Genomic DNA, 23,453 nt, shown 5'->3' with positions numbered 1-23,453 from the left:
TAGCCTCACTATAGATGCCTGCGTCATTACATGTCATCAGGCATCAACTCGATTACACCTCTTCGGCGGCAGGCAGCGGCCAGCCTCCCAGACGTTTCCAGCGATTGACGATTTCACAAAACAGCACAGCAGTGCGTTCGGTGTCGTATAGTGCAGAGTGTGCCTGGGTGCTATCAAAGTCCATGCCAGCGGTCTGGCAGGCTTTTGATAATACGGTTTGTCCGAGCGCCAGCCCGGCCAACGCCGCGGTGTCGAAAGTGGCGAAAGGGTGGAACGGGTTACGTTTCAGTGAGGCGCGTTCTGCGGCGGCCATCATAAAGCTGTGGTCGAAATTAGCATTGTGCGCCACCATAATGGCGCGGTTACAGCCGCTCGCTTTAATGCCTTTACGTACAACTTTAAAAATTTCATGCAGCGCCTCGTATTCACTGACCGCGCCGCGATCGGGATCGTTTGGGTCAATGCCGTTGAAGGCGAGGGCTTCTGGTTGCAAATTCGCGCCGACAAACGGTTCGACGTGGAAATGTAATGTGGTGTCCGGCATCAGCCAGCCTTGTTCATCCATTTTCAGGGTGATGGCGGCAATCTCAAGCAGCGCATCGGTTTTGGCGTTAAATCCGGCTGTTTCAACATCGATCACAACGGGATAAAAACCACGAAAACGGTCGCACAGACCGGTAAGTTGAGCGTTATCGGACATCTGATTCTCTTAATACGGATAAATTGCAGCGCGCATTATGACAAATATTACCCGCTGATGCAGTAAAGATGCGGGCGCGATGAATTCACGCCCGGCGGAGATTAATTACCCAGACCGCGACCGGCGTCTTTCTCTTCAATCAATTCAATTTTGTAACCGTCCGGATCTTCCACAAACGCGATAACCGTAGTGCCACCTTTTACCGGACCCGCTTCACGGGTTACGTTACCGCCGTTTTGACGGATTTTTTCGCACGCTTCTGCGGCGTTCTCGACGCTAAGGGCGATGTGACCATAAGCGGTGCCGAGTTCGTATTTATCCACGCCCCAGTTGTAAGTCAGCTCAATCACCGCTTCTTCGGTTTCCGGGCCGTAGCCAACGAATGCCAGTGAGTATTTGTATTCCGGGTTTTCGCTGGTACGCAGCAGTTTCATGCCCAGCACGTTGGTATAAAAATCGATGGAACGTTGCAGATCGCCAACGCGCAGCATGGTGTGAAGAAGACGCATTTTTATATCCTCAAAATGGCTAACAGATTCAGAATGTTGTTTTAGTATAGCGGCGGCTTTGCGCCGCTCGCAATGTTGGATTACAGCGTAGGGTAATCGGTATAACCTTCCGCACCGCCGCCGTAAAAGCTTTCGGCACGCTGTGGGTTAAGCTCTGCTTTGCGCTGCAAGCGGGCAACCAGATCCGGATTCGCAATCCAGTCACGACCAAACGCCACCGCATCAATTAGCCCTTTACCGATCAGCGTTTCGGCTTTTTCGACAGAGTATGCACCAGCCCCGATAATCGGGCCGTGGAAACGAGCGCGCACTTTTTCGCGGAACGCCTCAGTATACGGTTTGCCTCCAGCCCAGTCTGGTTCGGACATATGCAGATAAGCAATGCCACGTTTGCCCAGTTGTTCAATCAGATACAGTGCATCGGCTTCTTCATTTGGGCCGTTATCCGTGTTCTGGAAAGTACCGATTGGCGAAACGCGAATGCCAATGCGATCGGCACCCCATTCTTCAATCCCGGCATCGACGACTTCCAGTACCAGACGTGCGCGATTCTCCACGCTGCCGCCGTACTGATCGGTACGATGGTTCGAAGAAGGCGACAGGAACTGATGCAGTAAATAACCGTGAGCGGAGTGGAGTTCGACCAGATCAAATCCGGCTTCACGGGCGTTGGCGATGGCCTGGCGGAAATCGTTGACGATACCCGGAATCTCTTCCAGTTCCAGTGCACGTGGCATCGATGTTTCTACGCGGACCGCCTGACCATTTTCGTCACGCAGTGATGTACGAGTCCCCGCACTTAGCGCAGAAGGGGCTACCGGGGGCTGACCGCCTGGTTGTAGGCTGGCGTGAGAAATGCGCCCGGTGTGCCATAGCTGCACGGCGATATGACCGTTTTCAGCATGAACACCAGCGGTGATTTTTTTCCACGCCGCAATTTGCTCCGGGCTATGGATGCCAGGCGCGCCAGCATATCCTTTTGCCTGGGCAGAAATTTGCGTGGCTTCGCTAATAATCAAGCCAGCACTGGCGCGTTGGCGATAGTATTCCGCCATCAACGGGGTAGGGATGTCACCCGGTTCAATACTGCGCAGACGCGTTAGTGGTGCCATAAATATACGGTTTGCCGCCGTAATCGCGCCCACTTTCAGTGGGGAATAGAGTTTTTCAGATGACATAAAGGCTCCCGGTCGTCTGGTGATAAAAAATGCCTGCTAAACGGCAGGCGTCGCAATAATGTTTTTTACATGGGCCAGCGCGTTTTCCAGTGGCTCGAAACTGCGCGAAATTTTGGCCTGCAGATTCGCGCCAAGCCACAGTGCGTAAAGCACTTGTGCCTGTTGCAGCGGTTCGCCACAAAAGGTTAAACAATGGCTGGCACGGCCATTTTCCAGCGCCTGCGAGAGCAGGGCGATCACGCCGCGAGCCCCTTTATCCATCGCGCTGCGCATATCTTCTGACAGATCGCACACTTCGGCAGAGAGTTTTACTGTCAGGCAACCGCTGATGGTTCCATGTTGGCAAAACTGGTTCAGTGTTTGCTGGTAATAAGCCAGTATACGGTCGCGGTAGTTACCTTCGCCGGATTGCAGCAACTCCGTCAGTCGCTGGTGATATGCGGCGTAATGACGCTCAAGCATGGCAACGCCAAACGCTTCTTTAGAGCGAAAGTAATGATAGAAGGACCCTTTCGGCACTTCAGCAGTTTTTAGTAATTCGCTTAACCCCATCCCGGTGAATCCACGTTGCAGGCAAAGTTGCTCGCCCGTCGCCAGGAGATGTTCACGAGTATCATGTTCGGTGTGTTTGTTCATGTGTTGGAGTGTAGTAGACCAGTCGGTCTAGTGCAAGCAAAGTTGCTACTTTGGGCATTAACAGCTTCAATAGTGGTAATACACTCGTCATACTTCAAGTTGCATGCGCTGCGACCACGTTCACTCACCCCAGTCACTTACTTTAGTAAGCTCCTGGGTATTCATTCACTCGTCGCCTTCCTGCAACTCGAATTATTTAGAGTAAAACTTATCTGAGGAGGGCGAAGTGGCGGAGCAACTAGAGTTCTTTCCCGTCCAGAGCCCGTGCCGGGGAATTTGCCAGTCTGATGAGCGCGGATTTTGTCGCGGTTGTTTTCGCAGCCGGGACGAGCGTTTTAACTGGAATAATATGAGCGATGGCGAAAAACAAGAGGTGCTGCGCCTTTGTCGGCAACGACTTATGCGTAAATTACGTGCAAATAAGCCAGCGTCATCAGACGAACCGGAGCAACCATCACTCTTTTGAGCATAATCTTGCGTATACTCCTCTCATATCTGATAAGAGGAAGCGATTATGGTTCAGCGTATTACTATTGCACCGCAAGGTCCGGAGTTTTCCCGTTTCGTGATGGGCTACTGGCGACTGATGGACTGGAATATGTCTGCTCGTCAGTTGGTTAGCTTTATTGAGGAGCACCTGGATCTCGGCATCACCACCGTGGACCATGCTGATATTTATGGCGGCTATCAGTGCGAAGCAGCATTTGGCGAGGCGCTAAAGCTGGCGCCGCATCTGCGAGAACGACTGGAAATCGTCAGCAAATGTGGCATCGCAACGACCGCTCGTGAAGAAAACGTTATTGGTCATTACATCACTGACCGCGACCATATTATTAAAAGCGCCGAACAGTCGCTGATTAATCTTGCGACCGATCATCTGGATCTGCTGTTAATCCACCGTCCCGACCCGTTAATGGATGCTGATGAAGTGGCAGATGCATTTAAACATCTGCATCAGAGTGGCAAAGTGCGCCATTTTGGCGTATCTAACTTCACCCCCGCGCAATTTGCCCTGTTGCAATCGCGCCTGCCGTTTACTCTTGCGACCAATCAGGTGGAAATTTCTCCAGTACATCAGCCGTTGCTGCTGGATGGTACGCTCGATCAGCTACAACAACTGCGTATTCGTCCAATGGCGTGGTCGTGTCTTGGCGGTGGGCGTCTGTTCAATGATGATTTTTTCCAGCCTCTGCGGGATGAGCTCGCTGTGATAGCCCAGGAATTAAACGCGGCCACTATTGAGCAGGTTGTTTATGCCTGGATATTACGTCTGCCGTCGCAACCGTTGCCGATAATTGGCTCCGGTAAAATTGAGCGCGTACGGGCTGCTGTAGAGGCAGAAGCCCTGAAAATGACGCGTCAGCAGTGGTTCCGCATCCGTAAAGCGGCATTAGGTTACGACGTACCATAAACACTTTTAGGAATAGCCGCCGTTCAAATATGTGTCACTGGTTTACACTTAACGGGTATGCACATTGAACGGAGGTCCTATGAAGCGTTTTAGTCTGGCTATCCTGGCGCTGGTTGTTGCGACCGGCGCACAAGCCGCCAGTGAAAAAGTCGAGATGAACCTCGTTACGTCGCAAGGTGTTGGGCAGTCAATAGGTAGCGTCACTATTACTGAAACCGATAAAGGTCTGGAGTTTTCACCCGATCTGAAAGCATTACCCCCCGGTGAGCACGGCTTTCATATTCATGCCAACGGAAGTTGTCAACCCGCAACGAAAGATGGGAAAGCCACTGCGGCGCAATCTGCGGGCGGACATCTTGATCCCCAAAATAGTGGTAAACACGAAGGGCCAGAAGGTGCAGGGCATTTAGGTGATCTGCCAGCGCTGGTGGTCAACAATGACGGCAATGCGACCGATGCCGTTATTGCGCCGCGTCTGAAATCACTCGATGAAATCAAAGACAAGGCGCTGATGATCCACGTTGGCGGCGATAATATGTCCGATCAACCTAAACCGCTGGGCGGTGGCGGTGAACGCTATGCCTGTGGTGTTATTAAGTAATTAAGAGGCCAGCGTACCTTGCGGCGGTGCTTGCTCAAGTTGCGAAAGCGAGCAGTATAGTCGCCAGACAATCGCCGCCAGCTCACGGGCGGCAAGCTGATGATGCCGGGCAAGGCTGTCGCAAATCCGCTGTAATTCTTCTAGTGTGGCTGCCAGCGATTTTTGCTGAACGCCACGCTCACTCATCACTCCCCGCAACAGCGAAATACAGTTATCCCGCACTTGTGATAACGGATCGGAACGCGACTCCCACACGCGCAATTGCCAGACAACATGCGAGCAGTTCAGTAGCACCACACCCCAACGTAATAACCAGCGGCGCGCCAGCGCATCCTGGCTGTTACTCAACTGACTGACGTGATGATATGTGAGAGATTCAAATTCGTTCTCGCTGTGCATCGGGCGACGGCTGAGTTGATCGACAAAATCCCGGCGCAGGGCGCGAATATGGCGACGGCTTTTGCGGGCATCCGAGCCTGGTCGCAGAATGGCAAACGCTAACCACGCCAGCGCTACGCCAACGATTTTCGCCAGATTATCGTTAAGAAAATCAGCAAAATCATACACCGGGGGATTAGTGACAGCGATGAAAGAGCCCATGAAAACAATCAGTTGCCCCCACAGTGCGGCAAATTTTGGCATCTGTAATTTGAGAAGCTGCATCGTTGCCAGCAGGGGGAAAAGAAACAGCAAAAATTGCCACAGATCGCTAATCTGAACCATCAGGCCAAATTTAACCACGAAGCTAAAGAACGAAAGTAATACCAGCGTGCGCATCAGCAGTGACAACGACTTAAACGGTGCTGCGACGGCGGAGTAAAGGACGCAGCTAATCGCAGCAAGGGTTAATGCATTGGCGCCGGCATCCCATTGCGAGGCAATACTCCACGCACCAATCATCATCAACGTACAAAATGTACGCAGCCCGCTCCACATGGCTTCTGCATTATCGGTATGACGTGCCAGTCCGGACGCGCGAGGGAGTCTGGTTTGATCATCTGCGCCGCTTTCCAGTCGATGTAATTCATGACTACTTTGCAGATAAAGGCGGCAAAAATAACGTAGTCGATGCCAGAAGGCGACATGCCGATAGTCGGCTGAGTTCGTCGGGCGTAGCGGGGCAATGATGCGCGCGACGGTGTAAAAATCCGTTTGCCCGCTGGCGAGGGCTGTTAGTAACTGTTCAAGAATTTCCCGTATAGCAGCAGGCGGTGATGGCCAGTTGAGCAACATACGCCGCAAACTCGAGATGACACTGGTCATACGTAATTGCTGGTGGAGCAACGCATTGAGGCGCGCGTTTTGCTGGCGGAAGCGATAGTGGCTCCAGAACGCCTGAATTCGCAGTAAATTCATGGTCAGTATTTGCCCAATTACACCTTCATGCGCAGTACGAATGGCATCGGTTGTTTCAGGCTGCCAGAGCAAACTGGCATGTTCCAGTAAACGGGCGTGCATGTTTTTCAATGCGGTTAAAAGGGCTGTGGCATCGGAAGTGCTCGGCAGAATCATCATCATCATCCCACCGCAGAGAATACCGACGGTTACTTCGCAAACTCGCGCCTGGGCGATGTCCCACAACTGGCTTGCCTCAGTGATATTGACCATCGGGAAGGCGATAATCGCCGCTGTGTAACCCGCCAGTTGAAACGCATAGGCCACGTTATTCGTGAAATGCGCGCAGGCCCAGGTACAAAAACCAAGCCATGCCGACATGCTCAACAGGAAGAACCACGGTTCGTTGAGAGTATGCCCGGCAAGGATAAGCGCCGCGATAGCCCCCAGCAAGCTGCCAGCGATGCGCCCCAGGCTTTTGCTGATGACACCGCCAACCGTCGGGAAGCTCACCACCGCGGCTGACGTCATCGCCCAATAGGGCTCGTCCAGATTTAAATAATAAGCAACAGACAGCGCCAGACACATGGCAAGAGTATTACGTAACGCATAACGCCATTGTGCCAGCGTGGCCTTAAACCAGGGCAGATTGCGCAGGGACCATGACCAGGCGTTCATTACTGACCTACTGCGATACTACAGGTCGTGCCGGATACCAGCGTGACATCGCTGGGAACATTATCAAGGGCAAAGCGAACCGGGACGCGCTGGGCGAGACGAACCCAGGGAACGTTAGGTTTAATGTCTGGAATCAGGCTGGAATCGTTTTCCACACTCTGATCATAAATTGCCCGACCGATACTGGAGACGTGACCCTGTAACGTTTTGTTATCGCTATAGAGCGTAATGTGTGCTGGCGCACCGTCGCGGATGTGCCGCAATTTGGTTTCTTCAAAATAACCAATGACGTAAAACGAGTGACTGTCTACCAGGGCAAACAGCGGTTTTCCTGTGTCGGCGTAGTCGCCGATGCGGGTAGAGAGGTTGGTGACCCATCCGCTTACCGGGGCGCGAATTTCCGTTTGTGCCAGTTGCCATTGCGCCTGTTTCAGCGTTGCTTGTGCGGCATCGACACTGGCCTGCATTGCTTTAACATTGAGGTTTGCCGTATCCAGTTCTTCGGCAGAGATAAAATTTTGCGAGAGATGGCGGCGGCGATTGGCCTCATTATTAGCTCTGGCAAGTTCAGATTGCGCTTTAGCCAGTTGGGCCTGGGCATTCAGTTCTGCAATCTGGAAGGGCGTTTTATCGATAGTGAACAGAATATCGCCAGCGTTAATCAACTGGTTGTCTTTTATATTCATCTCAACAATACGTCCGGACACTTGTGGCGTGATAGCGACCTGTTCCGCGCGTACTTTGCCATCCCGCGTCCACGGTGACTGCATGTAAAAGTTCCACAGCCACCATCCGGCGAGAACGGCAACTACTGCTACAATTATTGTTGAGAAATACTTAATTGTTTTAATTGACATAGTTACCACGCAATCAATATTGCCAGGGCGAAGCATACACAGATCGCAAATAGCGACAAATCCATTAACAAGGGATGCCAGATGTCACCCGCGTAGATCCAGTCGCGAAGCAGGCGGTGTACGACAAGCCAGACGACAAATCCAAGCGCGAAGGCTTTGAAAAACGGAGGAAAGTAGACGGATGCACCGAACACCAAATCTTGTAGGGGCAATCCTGTTGCACTATGCATAAACTTCACAAAATAGATTCCTTTGAGGCTGAGTTTATTGCTTTAGATTAATAAATATTGTTTATGTGAGATAAAATTACTCGCTATTTCTGAAAAGCATGTCTGACGGTAAGCAAATGCAGCAATCCATTTGTTTTAGCAATACAATTGCTGCACACTATTCTAAAAGCCGTATAATATCTTAGCAAGCTAATTATAAGGAGATGAAATTGGAATCGCCACTAGGTTCTGATCTGGCACGGTTGGTGCGCATATGGCGTGCTCTGATAGACCATCGCCTGAAACCCCTGGAGTTAACGCAAACCCATTGGGTGACGTTGCACAATATACATCAGTTACCTCCAGACCAGTCGCAAATTCAACTGGCAAAAGCGATCGGCATTGAGCAGCCATCACTGGTTCGTACGTTGGACCAACTGGAAGAAAAAGGGTTAATTTCGCGTCAAACTTGCCCCAGCGATCGGCGGGCCAAACGGATTAAACTGACGGAAAAGGCAGAGCCACTGATTAGCGAAATGGAAGCTGTTATTAACAAGACCCGGGCGGAAATTTTGGACGGGATTTCAGCAGAGGAACTGGAACAACTGATTAGGCTCATTGCAAAACTTGAGCATAATATTACTGAGTTACAGGCCAAAGGGTGAAATAAAGGGGGCGTGTGGCCAGTTAGCTGACCACACGTCAACTTGTTTAGCGCGGGGAAACCGTCACCTGGCTGCCGTTGCTGGCCAGAACGACACGTTGTCCCGGAGAGAAATGGGTATTGCCCTGTTTCTGCACCACCATGATGGTGTTGCCATCATCTTTACGAATTTCCAGCTCCACACCCTGTGTTTTGTTCATTGCGCTCTGTACACCCTGGCCGGCTACGCCACCCGCGACAGCACCTGCTGCGGTAGCCAAAGAGCGTCCAGTACCGCCACCAACGGTGTTACCAAGAAAACCACCGAGAACCGCACCGCCAATTGCGCCGATGACGTTGGAATCATCACCGCCCTGAATTTGTACCTGCCGTACGTTAACAATTGTGCCGTAGCTGACATTCTGCACTTGCTTCGCTTCAGAGGCAGTATAAACATCGCCAGATAGGGTATCGTTGTTAACACAACCGACAAGCGAAAGACCTACCATTGATACAACCAGTACGCGTTTAATCATTGAAAAATCTCCTGATTACCATGAAACGCCTCACAAGCATCCCTAATGGTCAAAGTAAACCGCATTAGTATAACCATGATTACATGTTCCACTAAAACATGATTAAATCATAATTAGAGTAGGGTTAACCAAGTATAAACAAAACATTCATATTAGTTATTGATGTGAATATAATCTTTTACTACCAACGATAAAAATCGGCTCTTTTGCATGGAATTCGCGAAAGGTTTGTGTTTGAGTGGAGCGCAAACATCAGGTTGAAAAAGGATGAACTATGAAATCAGGCCGCTTTATTGGTGTTATGTCAGGTACTAGCCTGGATGGTGTCGATGTTGTACTGGCGACGATCGATGAACACCGGGTAGCACAGCTGGCTAGTTTGAGCTGGCCGATTCCCCCATTCCTCAAACAAGCAGTGCTGGATATTTGCCAGGGGCAACAGCTTACGCTCTCTCAGTTTGGTCAACTGGATACCCGACTTGGCTGCTTGTTTGCGGATGCCGTTAACGCACTATTAAAAGCAGAAAATTTACAGCCGAAAGATATTGTGGCTATCGGTTGTCATGGCCAGACCGTCTGGCACGAACCCACGGGCGTCGCGCCACATACGCTACAGATTGGTGATAACAATCAAATTGTTGCGCGGACTGGAATTACTGTTGTTGGGGATTTTCGCCGTCGCGATATCGCCTTAGGTGGCCAGGGCGCACCGCTGGTTCCTGCTTTTCATCACGCATTGCTGGCCCATCCCACTGAGCGGCGAATGGTGCTTAATATTGGTGGTATTGCTAATCTGTCACTACTTATTCCAGGGATGCCTGTAGGTGGCTACGATACCGGACCGGGCAACATGCTAATGGACGCATGGATCTGGCGTCAGGTCGGTAAACCTTACGATAAAGATGCTGAGTGGGCGCGGGCGGGCAAGGTTATTCTGCCGCTGCTGCAAAAAATGCTTAGTGATCCGTATTTTTCCCAATCTGCACCCAAAAGCACCGGGCGCGAATACTTTAACTATGCCTGGCTTGAACGCCATCTACGCGATTTCCCGGGCGTTGACCCCCGTGATGTCCAGGCCACACTGGCGGAACTCACCGCTGTGACCATTTCTGAACAAGTCTTGTTGAGCGGTGGCTGCGATCGATTGATGGTATGTGGTGGCGGAAGTCGCAATCCGCTGCTCATGGCGCGTCTTGCTGCATTACTGCCAGGTACAGAAGTGACCACCACCGATGCCGTTGGCATTAGCGGCGATGACATGGAAGCGTTAGCCTTCGCATGGCTTGCCTGGCGAACGCTGGCTGGGCTGCCGGGCAATCTACCTTCCGTTACCGGCGCAAGCGAGGAGACGGTGCTGGGCGCAATTTTTCCTGCAAACCCGCGATATCAGAGTTAACTGAATTTTTCTTACTGAGTCTGCCGTTACACTTGGAAGTTGAGGAGGGCGTTTTGCCCTCCGGACCAGGAAAGTCTTCGGGATATGTTTATGAAAAAACTGTTACTACTTTGTCTGCCGGTATTTCTTACCGGCTGTAGCGCGTTTAATCAACTGGTTGAGCGCATGCAAACTGATACGCTGGAATACCAGTGTGATGAAAAACCGTTGACCGTCAAACTGAATAATCCGCGTCAGGAAGTCAGTTTTGTTTACGATAATCAACTGCTGCACCTTAAACAGGGTATTTCAGCGTCTGGCGCACGTTATACCGACGGTATCTACGTTTTCTGGTCAAAAGGTGATGAGGCGACGGTCTATAAACGTGACCACATCGTCTTGAATAACTGTCAGTTACAAAATCCACAGCGTTGAGATTTTTCCAGGGGCGGCGCACAATAGCGTCACCCACTGACAATCTGTAAAGAAAACCATGGCTGATAACGACGAATTGCAGCAAATCGCGCATTTGCGCCGCGAATACACTAAAGGCGGTTTACGCCGCCGCGATCTTCCCGCCGATCCTTTAACCCTCTTTGAACGCTGGCTTTCTCAGGCCTGTGAAGCCAAACTGGCCGACCCTACTGCGATGGTCGTCGCTACCGTTGATGAACATGGCCAACCATATCAGCGCATTGTTTTACTTAAGCATTACGATGAAAAAGGCATGGTGTTTTACACCAACCTTGGCAGCCGTAAAGCACACCAAATCGAAAATAACCCGCGCGTTAGCCTGCTTTTTCCATGGCATACCCTTGAACGCCAGGTGATGGTGATCGGTAAAGCGGAACGTCTTTCGACTCTCGAAGTGATGAAATATTTTCATAGCCGCCCGCGTGATAGCCAGATTGGCGCGTGGGTATCGAAGCAGTCCAGCCGTATTTCTGCGCGTGGGATCCTTGAAAGCAAATTCCTGGAATTGAAGCAGAAGTTTCAGCAGGGCGAAGTGCCGTTGCCGAGTTTTTGGGGCGGTTTTCGCGTCAGCCTTGAACAGATTGAGTTCTGGCAGGGCGGTGAGCATCGACTGCATGACCGCTTTTTGTACCAGCGTGAAAACGAGGCGTGGAAAATCGATCGCCTCGCACCCTGAAAAGATGCAAAAATCTTGCTTTAATCGCTGGTACTCCTGATTCCGGCACTTTATTCTATGTCTCTTTCGCATCTGGCGAAAAGTCGTGTACCGGCAAAGGTGCAGTCGTTATATACATGGAGATTTTGATGGCAAGCAGTAACTTGATTAAACAATTGCAAGAGCGGGGGCTGGTGGCCCAGGTGACGGACGAAGAAGCGTTAGCAGAGCGACTGGCGCAAGGCCCGATCGCGCTCTATTGCGGCTTCGATCCTACCGCTGACAGCTTGCATTTGGGGCATCTTGTTCCATTGTTATGCCTGAAACGCTTCCAGCAGGCGGGCCACAAGCCGGTTGCGCTGGTAGGCGGCGCCACGGGTCTGATTGGTGACCCAAGCTTCAAAGCTGCCGAGCGTAAGCTGAACACTGAAGAAACTGTTCAGGAGTGGGTGGACAAAATCCGCAAACAGGTTGCCCCGTTCCTCGATTTCGACTGCGGAGAAAACTCTGCTATCGCAGCGAACAACTATGACTGGTTCGGCAATATGAATGTGTTGACCTTCCTGCGCGATATCGGCAAACACTTCTCCGTTAACCAGATGATCAACAAAGAAGCGGTTAAACAGCGTCTCAACCGTGAAGATCAGGGGATTTCGTTCACCGAGTTTTCCTACAACCTGTTGCAAGGCTATGACTTTGCCTGCCTGAACAAACAGTACGGTGTGGTGCTGCAAATCGGCGGTTCTGACCAGTGGGGTAACATCACCTCTGGTATCGATCTGACCCGTCGTCTGCATCAGAACCAGGTGTTTGGCCTGACCGTTCCGCTGATCACCAAAGCAGACGGCACTAAGTTCGGTAAAACTGAAGGTGGCGCAGTATGGCTGGATCCGAAGAAAACCAGTCCGTACAAGTTCTACCAGTTCTGGATCAACACTGCAGATGCTGACGTTTACCGCTTCCTGAAGTTCTTCACCTTTATGAGCATTGAAGAGATCAATGCCCTCGAAGAAGAAGATAAAAACAGCGGTAAAGCGCCACGCGCCCAGTATGTGCTGGCGGAGCAGGTGACGCGACTGGTTCACGGTGAAGAAGGTTTGCAAGCTGCGAAACGTATTACCGAGTGCCTGTTCAGCGGTTCTCTGAGTGCGCTGAGTGAAGCGGACTTCGAACAACTGGCGCAGGACGGCGTACCGATGGTTGAGTTGGAAAAAGGCGCAGATCTGATGCAGGCGTTGGTTGATTCTGAACTGCAACCTTCCCGTGGTCAGGCGCGTAAAACTATCGCCTCTAATGCCATCACCATTAATGGTGAAAAACAGTCCGATCCAGAATACTTCTTTAAAGAAGAAGATCGTCTGTTTGGTCGTTATACCTTACTTCGTCGCGGCAAAAAGAATTACTGTCTGATTTGCTGGAAATAATGCACTAAGTGGAAAGGGGGAATGAGAAATCACTCCCCCTGATTTTTATACAGGGAGCACGATGAAAAATATTCTCGCTATCCAGTCTCACGTTGTCTATGGTCATGCGGGTAACAGTGCGGCAGAGTTTCCAATGCGCCGCCTGGGCGCGAATGTCTGGCCGCTCAACACCGTTCAATTTTCTAATCACACCCAATACGGTAAATGGACTGGCTGCGTGATGCCGCCCAGTCATTTAACCGAAATTGTGCAAGGCATTGCCGCTATCGATAAATTGCACACTTGTGATGCCGTATTAAGCGGCTATCTGGGGTCGGCGGAGCAGGGCGAGCATATCCTCGGTATTGTCCGTCAGGTGAAAGCAGCGAACCCGCAGGCGAAATATTTTTGCGATCCGGTAATGGGGCACCCCGAAAAGGGCTGTATCGTTGCGCCTGGTGTGGCGGAGTTCCACGTGCGTCACGGTCTTCCTGCCAGCGATATCATCGCGCCAAATCTGGTTGAGCTGGAAATCCTCTGCGAGCATCCGGTACATAACGTCGAAGATGCGGTTAAAGCCGCGCGCGAACTTATTGCTCAGGGGCCTGAAATCGTATTGGTGAAACATCTGGCGCGTGCCGGTTACAACACAGATCGTTTTGAAATGTTGCTGGTTACTGCCGATGAAGCATGGCATATCGACCGTCCTCTGGTTGATTTTGGCATGCGTCAGCCAGTGGGCGTTGGTGATGTGACGAGCGGATTATTGCTGGTGAAACTACTACAGGGCGCAACGTTGCAGCACGCGCTGGAGCATGTGACTGCTGCGGTATACGAAATTATGGTGACCACCAAAGCTATGCAGGAATATGAGCTGCAAGTTGTAGCAGCCCAGGATCGTATTGCTAAACCAGAACACTACTTCAGTGCGACGAAGCTCTGAAATACGTCTTGTCGGCCCACAGTATCCTGCGGGCCGATAACCATTACTGCAAGCCTTCCGCTGATAGCGCGGCTTTTACCGTCGGACGTTCAGCCATACGCTGCATATATGCGGCAATATGCTCTAAACCTTCCAGATTCAATTTCACCCCATATGCCCAGCGCAATACAGTAAACAGATAGGCGTCAGCAATAGTAAAACGTTGCCCGCAAATCCAGTGATCATCTTTCAGCGCATCGTTAACGTACTGTAGTTTTTTCTCCAACTGTGCGCGCGCAGTCGGCTTGAACTCTTCCGGTGTAGCCGGGTTAAACAGCGGAGTAAAGCCTTTATGCAACTCAGTGGCGATATAGTTCAGCCATTCGATGGTTTTATAGCGAGAAATACTGTTTACCGGAGCCAGTAGTTGGCGGTCGGGGACACTGTCGGCAAGATACTGCATAATGGCCACGCCTTCCGTCAGCAGAGTTGCATCGTCCAGCAGCAGCGCAGGAACCTGCCCTTTAGGATTAATCGCAAAGTAGTCATCGCCGTTTTCCAGACGTTTTTTCATTAAATCCACACTGGCGAGCGTAAAGTCCTTTCCGCTCTCACGCAGGATGATATGGGATGCAAGAGAGCAGGCGCCCGGTTTGTAGAACAGTTTCATCGGTAACTCCTTTTGGCTGTGGTTTAAAGTATGGTAGTGCGTTGCTGAACAAAAAAAAAGCCGCTAACGAAAAGTTAGCGGCTTGTAAAAGAGTTTCCCTGAAATTTACGCTACGGCAGCTTTCGCCGCTTTATCAGCAGCATCGTCCTGAGTCATACGATGCAGTTTCGGCGCGGTCAGCAGCATCAGCACTGCAATAACGGCAGTGGCGACACCAATCTGTAAGAACACGCGGCCATATACTTCCAGCGACATCAGCGGATCGGTTACGTTATCCGGTACAGCCATCATACCCGCAACATAACCACCAATCAGGTTTGCACCGGCAGTGGTCAGGAACCAGCTACCCATAATAAAGCCCATCAGACGCTGTGGAACGAGCTGTGCAACCATTGCCAGACCCAGACCGGAGATCATCAGTTCACCGATACTCTGCAGGCCATAGCTTGCAACCAGCCAACTTACAGACACGATACCAGCGTCAGAGGCGAATTTCGCGCCCAGCGGCAGGATCAGGAATGCGCCAGAGCACATCACCATACCGATTGCGAATTTGGTCGGCATCGGCAGGGTATCGCCCATCTTGTTATAGATAGCTGCGAGAATCGGGCTACCAATGATGATCCAGAACGGGTTGAGTGCCTGATACTGTTCAGGTTCTACAGCCAGGCCCAGAATAGTGTGCTCAACGTTACGAATTGCAAAGAAGTTCAGAGACGTCGGCATCTGGCTGTACAGCACGAAGAAGATGATTGCTTCAAGCATCAGGATGAAAGCAACGATCATTTTACGACGTGCAGCACCTTTCATGGCAAAGGCTTCTTTACCGAAGATAACCACGATACCAAAGGCAACAACGCCCAGCGCCATACGCGCAACGTCCTGGTTATGCAGCAGCCAGGTGGCAATCGCAATCAGCGCCACAACACCAATAATGGTTAACAGCAGATTGCGGTAGTTGATCGGCTCAAAGTCAGGTTTTGAACCGTACTGTTTAACCCAGCGTTGGCAGAAGGCGAAGTTAACGATGGTGATCAACAGACCAACCACGCTAAGGGCGAATGCGACGCTCCAGCCATACTTAGCGGCTAACCACGGTGTTGCAATCATAGAGAAGAACGAACCGATGTTGACGGACATGTAGTACATGGTAAATGCACCGTCCAGACGTGGATCGTTTTTCTCGTAGCAAGTTGACAGCAGTGAAGACGGGTTGGCTTTAAACAGGCCGTTACCGACCGCAATTGCCGCCATACCCATATAGACGATACCGGCATCGTGACCAGACCAGGCAACCAGCGCATAACCAATAGCCAGCACAATAGCACCAAGCATAATGACGCGTTTTGTACCCAGTACCTTATCGCCTAACCAACCACCAATAGCGACAAGACCATAAACCAGGGCGCTAAAGGAAGAGAAAAGTGTGATTGAATCCGCTTCAGACATACCCAGTTGTTTAACCAGGTAGACAGCCATAATTCCTTGTAGGCCGTAATAACCAAAACGTTCCCATAACTCGATCGAGAAGATGAGATAGAACGCCTTCGGTTGTTTGAAAGCGTTCAAACTAACGCTTTCTGTTGGTTTTTGGTTTGCAGTGGACACTTTTACCTCTTTTTTACATCCCATATTAACGGGGGTGCTTTCTCGCGTGATGTCTAATAAACATACGCGCAATTGTTATAGTGGGAGGGGAAACGGCAGGTAATGTTCACTATCTTGCACTTTCAGACAAGTCCTTTGTAATAATCTGTTACATATAACTGGCATGGAGGAATCATCGGCCCATTGAAATGTTATCCAGCGTTAAATTTTTCAAAAAACGTAACGGCAGATTTTTTCACTACCAGAAGAGGGGGGATACTGATATTTGGCGATATGTTCTACTGTAAGGTGTTTTATGTAGTGAGATAGTCCATTATCTGAAAAATAGACAGTGTAATGTTTTGTAGGTTTCTGCCTTGATTGAATCAATGCTTCGTCAAATTTAACTTAAACAGAGCAATATTTTTACATATTGACATCAAGGTGATCTGGATCACGAATAGATAGAAAATTTCGCTATTAAAAAAACAATTAACCTGCATTTTTGGTTATTCACAAACGGATTGCCTGAAAATGAAGCCGCGAGGCGGCATCATTGACGTTAACAAGATGTTTTGTAAGAGGATGAAGAATAGTTATGAAAGGGATAACGATGTTACCCCTTTTTGTCAGATGTCAACTTTCTCTTTGTATTCACAAAGGTCTTCAATTATGCAGGAACCACAGCGTGGCTTGCGGGCAATACAGGTGTAACGCCCGTGGAGGATTAACCAGTGGTGGCAGTCGACTTTGAATTCTGCCGGAACCACTTTGAGCAGTTTTTCTTCAACCTGCTCGACATTTTTCCCTGGCGCAAATTGGGTGCGGTTGCAGACGCGGAAAATGTGTGTATCTACAGCAATGGTCGGCCAACCGAAAGCCGTATTCAATACCACGTTTGCTGTTTTACGCCCTACACCGGGCAGGGCTTCCAGCGCAGCGCGATCTTCCGGAACTTCGCCGTTATGCTGTTCGAGTAAAATACGGCAGGTTTTGATGATATTTTCTGCTTTGCTGTTATATAGCCCAATGGTTTTGATATACGTTTTAACCCCATCGACGCCCAGTTCGAGCATTGCGGCAGGTGTATTCGCTACCGGGTAAAGCTTTGCCGTCGCCTTATTAACGCTGACATCGGTGGCCTGAGCGGAAAGCAGTACAGCAATCAGCAATTCAAAAGGCGAACTGAAATTAAGTTCGGTTGTGGGATGAGGGTTGTTCTCACGCAGGCGAGTGAGGATCTCCAGTCGTTTTGCTTTGTTCATCAGACATTCCCTGTTTCACCGTTTGGCAACTCGCGTGTAGCAGCTGCTTCAGCACGGCGCTTTTTCATTCTTTCATCAATCAGGTATTTTCCCGCCAGCATCAGCCCCAGACCAATGAATGCGCCTGGCGGTAACATGGCTAACAGGAAGGGAGAATCGGTGTGGAAGATCTCTACCCGCAATACTTTGGCCCAGCTACCCAACAGCGCATCGGCACCGTCAAACAATGTTCCGTTGCCGATGATTTCGCGTAGTGAACCCAGTACGAACATGGCGCAGGTTGCGCCCATGCCTATCGAAAAACCATCAAGCGCGGAGAGCGCCGGACCTTTTTTGGCGGCGAAGGCTTCCGCACGGCCAACAACGATACAGTTGGTGACAATCAGTGGAATAAAAATCCCTAACGATTGATACAGGCCAAAGGCGTATGCGTTAATCAGCATTTGTACGGCGCTGACCACCGAAGCGATGATCATCACGTAAATCGGGATTCGAATTTCGGCTGGCGTCCAGTGACGCAGCGTCGAGATGGTCAGGTTGGTGAGAGTCAACACCAGCGTCGTGGCAAGTCCTAAACCCAGTGCGTTGGTGGCAGTGGAAGTGACTGCCAGCAGCGGACAGAGGCCCAGCAACTGGACCAGCGCGGAGTTGTTCTTCCATAACCCCTGAACAATAACGTCTTTAATTTCGCTCACGGTTTATTCTCCACAGGCAGGAAGTTGAGAAAGTTGTGCTGGCAACGTTTGGGCATACAATCCGGCGCGTTTTACCGCATTCACCACCGCGCGAGGCGTAATAGTCGCCCCGGTGAACTGGTCGAAATCACCACCATCTTTCTTCACCGCCCAGTGAGCGTCATCCGCGCCGCTGATTTTTTTACCTGCAAAATGGGTGATCCAGTCAGAAAGGCGCAGTTCTATTTTGTCGCCAAGTCCCGGCGTTTCGTGATGTTCTGTCACGCGGGTGCCAAGTACCGTGCCGTTAAAATCGGCCCCGACCAATAGCTGAATCGCGCCGGAATAACCATCTGGTGCGGTTGCCTCCAGAACGGCAGCAACCGGCTTGTCATCCTGTTTTGCGATGTAAATCCGATGCTCGCCTTTTCCTAATTCTGGTGCAGTCACTATATAGCAACTTTGGGCCAGCGCGTTGTTATAGCGCTCGGCTGGCAACACCTGATCAAACAACGCTTTTTGTTGCAGGCTAGCCTGTTCAGCAATCGTAGTTTTGGTCATCTGGTTGATGGCAGCCGTTAAACCTGTAGAACCAGCGGCGAACAGCGCCAGCGTAATACCGTGTTTTCGAATAGTCTTCAGCATGGTTTATCCTTTGCGATGGCCGTATACGCGTGGACGCGTGTAGTAATCGATCAGAGGAACCGTGATGTTCGCCAGCAGGACAGCAAAGGCAACGCCGTCAGGATAGCCGCCGAAACTGCGGATCAGCCAGACTAATAAGCCCGCCAGCGCACCGAAAATCAGACGACCACGATTGGTGGTAGACGCGGTTACTGGGTCGGTCAGAATAAAGAATGCGCCGAGCATGGTCGCGCCAGACAACAGATGAATCTGCGGTGACGCCAGTGTTTCGGGGGCGAACAACCAACCCAGCGTAGCGCACAGAGCCAGTGTCACTAAGAAACTGACCGGAATATGCCAACGAATCGCTTTCTGCCATAGCAGCCACACGCCACCAACCAGCCAGGCGAGGTTTACCCATTGCCAGCCAGCGCCCGCGAGAACACCGCTGTAGATTGGATACTGCATAATCTGCTCAACTGAATGACCGGCGCGTACGGAAGTTTTGAACGTATCCAGCGGCGTCGCCTGGCTAATGCCATCGATACCTAAGCGAAGTGTGTTCATATCACCACCGCTGGCAGTATGACCGCTGAAGATAACCTGTACTGCGTCAATGAAACCAGGGATGTTGACCGCAATTTCATGCGGTGGCAACCAGCTGGTCATCTGCACCGGGAAGGAGATCAGCAATACCACATAGCCAATCATCGCCGGATTAAACGGATTTTGTCCCAGACCGCCATACAACTGTTTAGCGATGATCACCGCAAACACCGTACCCAGCACAACCATCCACCACGGTGCGAGAGGCGGAATACTTACGGCGAGTAACAACCCGGTTAAAAGCGCCGAATTATCTTTTAAGGTTGTGGAAACAGGCTGTTTGCGCAGTTTCAGCACAAGAGCTTCGGCTAACAGTGCACTGAACGACGCCAGGAGGATCTGAACGAGAGTACCCCAGCCAAAAAACCAAAGTTGTGCCGCGATTCCGGGCACGGCTGCGATCAGTACCAGCAACATAATGCGCGATGTCTGGCGCTGGTTATGGGTATAAGGGGAGCTAGCTATTCTGAATACCATTTAGTCCTCGTTTACAACCTTCTGCGGGGCGGCTTTTTTTGCCTGAACGCGGGCGATAGCCGCGGCAACTGCCGCTTTGCGCGGATCAACCTGTTCTTCTGGTTCTTCGTTAGCCTGCTGCTGTTCCAGCTTGCGCGCTTTAGCGCGGGCAATAGCGGCTTCAACGGCAGCCTTGCGCGGGTCAACCTGTTCTTTTGGCTCTTCGCTAGCCTGCTGCTGTTCCAGCTTGCGCGCTTTGGCTCGGGCGATAGCGGCTTCAACGGCAGCTTTACGCGGGTCAAGCTGTTCTTCCTGCTCTTCGCTAGCCTGCTGTTGTTCCAGCTTGCGCGCTTTGGCTCGGGCGATAGCCGCTTCGACGGCAGCTTTACGCGGGTCAAGCTGTTCTTCCTGCTCTTCGCTAGCCTGCTGCTGTTCCAGTTTGCGCGCTTTGGCGCGGGCGATAGCCGCTTCGACGGCAGCTTTGCGCGGGTCAACCTGTTCTTCTGCTTCTGCGTTTGCTTGCTGTTGTTCCAGCTTGCGTGCTTTAGCACGAGCAATTGCGGCTTCCACTGCCGCTTTACGAGGATCGGCAACGGTTGCGGCTTCGTTAGTCTGTTGCAATTCAGCCTGTTTCGCTCTGGCTTGCGCTTTACGTGCTTCCCGTGCCGCAATAATCGCGCTGTTATCCGGGCGTTCGCCAGCTTTTATCACGATAGGTTTTGTGGCCTGGGCCTGTTTTTCTTTTACGCGTGCCAGTGCTGCAGCAATCGCATCTTTGTCTTTGGCCGCAGGTTGAACCGCCGCGTTCTTGTGTCGTTCAAGACGTGCGGCTTTTTCACGTTCCAGACGTGCCTGACGAGCTTCAAAGCGCGCTTTTGCCTCTGCGGCGCGTTTTTCTTCCTGACGAATGGCGGCAATCTCGGCTTTTTCCTGACGGAAATATTGCACAAGAGGAATATTGCTTGGGCAAACCCACGCGCAGGCCCCGCATTCAATACAATCGGCAATGTTATGTGTGGTGGCTTTATCGTGCTGCTGGCCTTTGCTAAACCAGTACAATTGTTGCGGCAGAAGATCAGCAGGGCAGGCATCTGCACAGGCGCTACAACGGATGCAGCTTTGTTCTTCCTGTGGTTCGCCAAGTTCATTGGCAGAAGGTGCCAGTAAACAGTTGGTTATTTTGACGACCGGGACATCCAACCACGGCAAGGTAAAGCCCATTAATGGGCCGCCCATAATCACCATTTGATCGGCAGAAGGGCAGAATCCTGCATCGTTCAATAAATGACGGACCGGCGTACCCAGTCGTGCCCAGACGTTGCCAGGGCGTGCAATTGCTTCGCCAGTCAGCGTCACGACACGCTCGGTAATCGGCTCGCCATCAATAACGGCACGTTTCACGGCGTAAGCTGTGCCGACGTTTTGCATTAACACGCCGATATCTGATGAACGACCGCCGTGGGGAACCTGCTTTCCGGTCAGGATGTACGTTAACTGCTTGGCGCCGCCGGAAGGATATTTGGTTGGAATCACCCGCAGAGAAATATCGTGGGAATCCGCCAGCACCGCGCGAAGCATGGAGATCGCCTGCGGTTTGTTATCTTCAATTCCGATCAGAATTTCTCGTGGCTGTAGAATATGCCCAAGAATGCGAATACCTTCCACGACCTGGGCGGCGCAATCCTGCATCAGGCGGTCATCGGCGGTAATATACGGCTCGCACTCGGCGGCATTGATGATCAACGTTTCGATTTTATCGCCGCCGCCCTGCAATTTAACGCCTGTCGGGAAGCCCGCACCACCCAGCCCGGCGACGCCAAACTGATGAATACGTTCAATTAACTCTTCCCGAGAGCGTGAGCGGTAATCGGTCCAACCGTCACGCGGGATCCAGCAATCTTCGCCATCGGCATCAATAATCACGCTTAATTCAGCTAATGCCGATGGATGGGCAGTCGTGTGGGGCGTAATAGACGTAACGGTGCCAGACGTTGGTGCGTGAACCGGTAGCATTTTGCCGCGTCCACGAGTGAGTGGCTGCCCGCGCAGTACCTTATCACCAACGTTAACGCACAGCTCGCCTTCAGCGCCAATATGCTGTTTCAGTGGAATAACAAATCGCTGCGCCAGCGGAACCTGGCGCAGGGGAGTACCGTTGGACTGAGTTTTCATCTCCGGTGGATGAATGCCGCCATCGAAGTCCCAGATTTTATTTTTTTTGAAAGCAGAGAATAACTTAAGCATGGTGTTCCACGGGAATGATGCGCACGGGAATGGTGTTCAGATCCCATTTCCAGCTGTCTGGCGTTTCTGCAACCGGTTGTAAGGAGATGCAATGCGTTGGGCATGGGTCTACACACAGATTACAACCTGTGCACAGATCGCTCATGACGGTATGCATTGCACGGGTAGCGCCGACGATGGCGTCCACCGGGCACGCCTGAATACACTTAGTGCAGCCAATACAGTTATTTTCATCGATAACCGCTACCATACGGGCAGGCGTCAACTCTTGCGCTTCACCATCCAGCGGCTGTGGCTCGACGTTGAGCAACTCGGCAATTTTCAGCATTACAGCTTCGCCACCAGGGGCGCAGCGGTTGATTTTTTCACCGTTGCAACTGATAGCCTCCGCATACGGGCGACAGCCAGGATAGCCGCACTGACCACACTGACTCTGCGGTAAAATTTCGTCAATTTTCTCAACGACCGGATCGTCTTCCACCGCAAAACGGCGGGAGGCATAACCCAGAATGGCGCCAAACGCCAGGCCCAGCAGGCTTACGGCGGCAACGGCAATCCAGATAGCATTCATTACAACTTCACCAAACCACTAAAGCCCATAAAGGCCAGAGACATAAGACCTGCGGTAATCAGCGCAATGGCATTACCACGAAAAGGTGCCGGGACATCAGCCACAGCCAGGCGCTCGCGGATGGCTGCAAAAAGCACCATCACCAACGAGAAGCCGACAGCTGCGGAAAAACCGTACAGCGCCGACTGCAAGAAATTATGCCCAAGATTAATATTCAGCAACGCAACGCCAAGCACCGCACAGTTGGTGGTAATAAGCGGCAGAAAAATCCCCAGCAGACGATAAAGCACCGGGCTGGTCTTACGCACCACCATCTCGGTGAACTGCACGACTACAGCGATCACTAAAATAAACGCTAACGTGCGCAGGTAAATCAGATTGAGTGGAATCAAGATCCACGTGTCGATAAGCCAGGCGCAGATTGACGCCAGCGTCATCACAAATGTTGTTGCCAGCCCCATCCCCATTGCCGTTTCCAGCTTTTTGGAAACGCCCATAAACGGACAGAGGCCCAGAAACTTAACCAGTACAAAGTTATTGACCAGTACAGTTCCGACAAACAGTAACAGGTAGTCAGTCATTTTTCGGCCTGAAATAAAAAAGCCGCCTATTATCCGTTAATCCAGAGCAGGCG

26 protein-coding genes are annotated in these 23,453 nt (G+C 51.3%); 9 read left to right on the top strand and 17 right to left on the bottom strand.

The window, feature by feature from the left end; translation table 11 throughout:
* Positions 1–52 precede the first annotated feature (52 nt).
* From rnt to nemR, 4 genes are all read right to left on the bottom strand, one after another.
* Complete coding sequence (gene rnt, locus A9180_RS18565) at positions 53–700, bottom strand: ribonuclease T (RefSeq protein ID WP_001282281.1); 648 nt, start codon at positions 698–700, stop codon at positions 53–55.
* Between the two features lie 101 nt (positions 701–801).
* Positions 802–1,209 carry a lactoylglutathione lyase gene (gene gloA, locus A9180_RS18560; RefSeq protein ID WP_064530038.1) on the bottom strand — a complete coding sequence of 136 codons (408 nt, stop codon included), beginning with the start codon at positions 1,207–1,209 and terminating at the stop codon, positions 802–804.
* Between the two features lie 80 nt (positions 1,210–1,289).
* A complete protein-coding gene (nemA, locus tag A9180_RS18555) occupies positions 1,290–2,387 on the bottom strand; it encodes an N-ethylmaleimide reductase (protein ID WP_064530037.1) in 1,098 nt (365 codons plus the stop codon).
* Positions 2,388–2,423: 36 nt separating this feature from the next.
* Complete coding sequence (gene nemR, locus A9180_RS18550) at positions 2,424–3,023, bottom strand: DNA-binding transcriptional regulator NemR (RefSeq protein ID WP_064530036.1); 600 nt, start codon at positions 3,021–3,023, stop codon at positions 2,424–2,426.
* 226 nt (positions 3,024–3,249) lie between these two features.
* On the opposite strand from nemR, the gene A9180_RS18545 reads away from it, so the two are divergent.
* From A9180_RS18545 to sodC, 3 genes are all read left to right on the top strand, one after another.
* Positions 3,250–3,489 (top strand): DUF1289 domain-containing protein, encoded by a 240-nt coding sequence (locus tag A9180_RS18545; RefSeq protein ID WP_064530035.1) that lies wholly within the window; start codon positions 3,250–3,252, stop codon positions 3,487–3,489.
* Between the two features lie 48 nt (positions 3,490–3,537).
* Positions 3,538–4,434, top strand: a complete 897-nt coding sequence (locus A9180_RS18540) for an aldo/keto reductase family oxidoreductase (protein WP_064530034.1) — start codon at positions 3,538–3,540, stop codon at positions 4,432–4,434.
* 79 nt (positions 4,435–4,513) lie between these two features.
* Positions 4,514–5,035: a superoxide dismutase [Cu-Zn] SodC gene (sodC, locus tag A9180_RS18535; protein ID WP_064530033.1), complete on the top strand. Its 522-nt coding sequence runs from the start codon at positions 4,514–4,516 to the stop codon at positions 5,033–5,035.
* Here sodC and A9180_RS18530 read toward each other — a convergent pair whose 3' ends face one another.
* From A9180_RS18530 to A9180_RS18520, 3 genes are read right to left on the bottom strand one after another with little or no spacing between them, the layout of a single operon-like run.
* Positions 5,036–7,048: an FUSC family protein gene (locus tag A9180_RS18530; protein ID WP_064530032.1), complete on the bottom strand. Its 2,013-nt coding sequence runs from the start codon at positions 7,046–7,048 to the stop codon at positions 5,036–5,038.
* Entirely contained in the window at positions 7,048–7,905 is an 858-nt protein-coding gene (locus A9180_RS18525) for an HlyD family secretion protein (RefSeq protein WP_064530031.1), read from the bottom strand. The genes A9180_RS18530 and A9180_RS18525 overlap by 1 nt, the downstream gene beginning before the upstream one ends.
* Before the next feature lie 2 nt (positions 7,906–7,907).
* Positions 7,908–8,144, bottom strand: a complete 237-nt coding sequence (locus tag A9180_RS18520) for a DUF1656 domain-containing protein (protein ID WP_064530030.1) — start codon at positions 8,142–8,144, stop codon at positions 7,908–7,910.
* A 200-nt stretch (positions 8,145–8,344) separates the two neighbouring features.
* Between A9180_RS18520 and slyA the strand changes: the two genes are divergently transcribed.
* A complete protein-coding gene (gene slyA / locus A9180_RS18515; protein WP_064530079.1) occupies positions 8,345–8,779 on the top strand; it encodes a transcriptional regulator SlyA in 435 nt (144 codons plus the stop codon).
* A gap of 46 nt (positions 8,780–8,825) precedes the next feature.
* Here slyA and slyB read toward each other — a convergent pair whose 3' ends face one another.
* Entirely contained in the window at positions 8,826–9,293 is a 468-nt protein-coding gene (slyB, locus tag A9180_RS18510) for an outer membrane lipoprotein SlyB (RefSeq protein WP_064530029.1), read from the bottom strand.
* A 274-nt stretch (positions 9,294–9,567) separates the two neighbouring features.
* On the opposite strand from slyB, the gene anmK reads away from it, so the two are divergent.
* From anmK to pdxY, 5 genes are all read left to right on the top strand, one after another.
* Positions 9,568–10,689: an anhydro-N-acetylmuramic acid kinase gene (gene anmK, locus A9180_RS18505; RefSeq protein ID WP_064530028.1), complete on the top strand. Its 1,122-nt coding sequence runs from the start codon at positions 9,568–9,570 to the stop codon at positions 10,687–10,689.
* An 84-nt stretch (positions 10,690–10,773) separates the two neighbouring features.
* On the top strand, positions 10,774–11,103 hold the full coding sequence (mliC, locus tag A9180_RS18500; RefSeq protein ID WP_064530027.1) for a C-type lysozyme inhibitor: 330 nt from the start codon (positions 10,774–10,776) through the stop codon (positions 11,101–11,103).
* 58 nt (positions 11,104–11,161) lie between these two features.
* Entirely contained in the window at positions 11,162–11,818 is a 657-nt protein-coding gene (gene pdxH / locus A9180_RS18495) for a pyridoxamine 5'-phosphate oxidase (RefSeq protein WP_064530026.1), read from the top strand.
* 128 nt (positions 11,819–11,946) lie between these two features.
* Complete coding sequence (tyrS, locus tag A9180_RS18490; protein WP_064530025.1) at positions 11,947–13,221, top strand: tyrosine--tRNA ligase; 1,275 nt, start codon at positions 11,947–11,949, stop codon at positions 13,219–13,221.
* A 61-nt stretch (positions 13,222–13,282) separates the two neighbouring features.
* The gene (gene pdxY, locus A9180_RS18485) at positions 13,283–14,143 is read left to right on the top strand and encodes a pyridoxal kinase PdxY (protein WP_064530024.1); all 861 of its coding nucleotides are present in this window, start codon (positions 13,283–13,285) and stop codon (positions 14,141–14,143) included.
* Positions 14,144–14,186: 43 nt separating this feature from the next.
* Here the strand turns inward: pdxY and gstA are convergent, their stop codons facing one another.
* The 9 genes from gstA to rsxA form a co-directional block, all read right to left on the bottom strand.
* Positions 14,187–14,792, bottom strand: coding sequence for a glutathione transferase GstA (gstA, locus tag A9180_RS18480; protein ID WP_064530023.1), 606 nt, complete (start codon positions 14,790–14,792; stop codon positions 14,187–14,189).
* Between the two features lie 105 nt (positions 14,793–14,897).
* Positions 14,898–16,400, bottom strand: a complete 1,503-nt coding sequence (dtpA, locus tag A9180_RS18475; RefSeq protein ID WP_064530078.1) for a dipeptide/tripeptide permease DtpA — start codon at positions 16,398–16,400, stop codon at positions 14,898–14,900.
* A 608-nt stretch (positions 16,401–17,008) separates the two neighbouring features.
* A complete protein-coding gene (nth, locus tag A9180_RS18465) occupies positions 17,009–17,644 on the bottom strand; it encodes an endonuclease III (RefSeq protein WP_001030332.1) in 636 nt (211 codons plus the stop codon).
* A complete protein-coding gene (gene rsxE / locus A9180_RS18460; RefSeq protein WP_064530022.1) occupies positions 17,644–18,339 on the bottom strand; it encodes an electron transport complex subunit RsxE in 696 nt (231 codons plus the stop codon). Before rsxE ends, nth begins: the two co-directional genes overlap by 1 nt.
* A 3-nt stretch (positions 18,340–18,342) precedes the next feature.
* Positions 18,343–18,963: an electron transport complex subunit RsxG gene (rsxG, locus tag A9180_RS18455; protein ID WP_064530021.1), complete on the bottom strand. Its 621-nt coding sequence runs from the start codon at positions 18,961–18,963 to the stop codon at positions 18,343–18,345.
* Positions 18,964–18,966: 3 nt separating this feature from the next.
* On the bottom strand, positions 18,967–20,025 hold the full coding sequence (gene rsxD / locus A9180_RS18450; protein ID WP_064530020.1) for an electron transport complex subunit RsxD: 1,059 nt from the start codon (positions 20,023–20,025) through the stop codon (positions 18,967–18,969).
* Positions 20,026–22,248, bottom strand: a complete 2,223-nt coding sequence (rsxC, locus tag A9180_RS18445) for an electron transport complex subunit RsxC (RefSeq protein ID WP_064530019.1) — start codon at positions 22,246–22,248, stop codon at positions 20,026–20,028. It abuts the gene before it with no gap.
* Positions 22,241–22,819, bottom strand: a complete 579-nt coding sequence (gene rsxB, locus A9180_RS18440) for an electron transport complex subunit RsxB (RefSeq protein ID WP_000991809.1) — start codon at positions 22,817–22,819, stop codon at positions 22,241–22,243. The genes rsxC and rsxB overlap by 8 nt, the downstream gene beginning before the upstream one ends.
* On the bottom strand, positions 22,819–23,400 hold the full coding sequence (gene rsxA / locus A9180_RS18435) for an electron transport complex subunit RsxA (protein WP_000133193.1): 582 nt from the start codon (positions 23,398–23,400) through the stop codon (positions 22,819–22,821). The genes rsxB and rsxA overlap by 1 nt, the downstream gene beginning before the upstream one ends.
* Positions 23,401–23,453: the final 53 nt, after the last annotated feature.

This window comes from Escherichia sp. B1147 (assembly GCF_001660175.1).
Lineage (GTDB): Bacteria > Pseudomonadota > Gammaproteobacteria > Enterobacterales > Enterobacteriaceae > Escherichia > Escherichia whittamii.
Note: the sequence above shows the minus strand (reverse complement) of the source record. Positions and strands in the feature narration are given on the sequence as shown.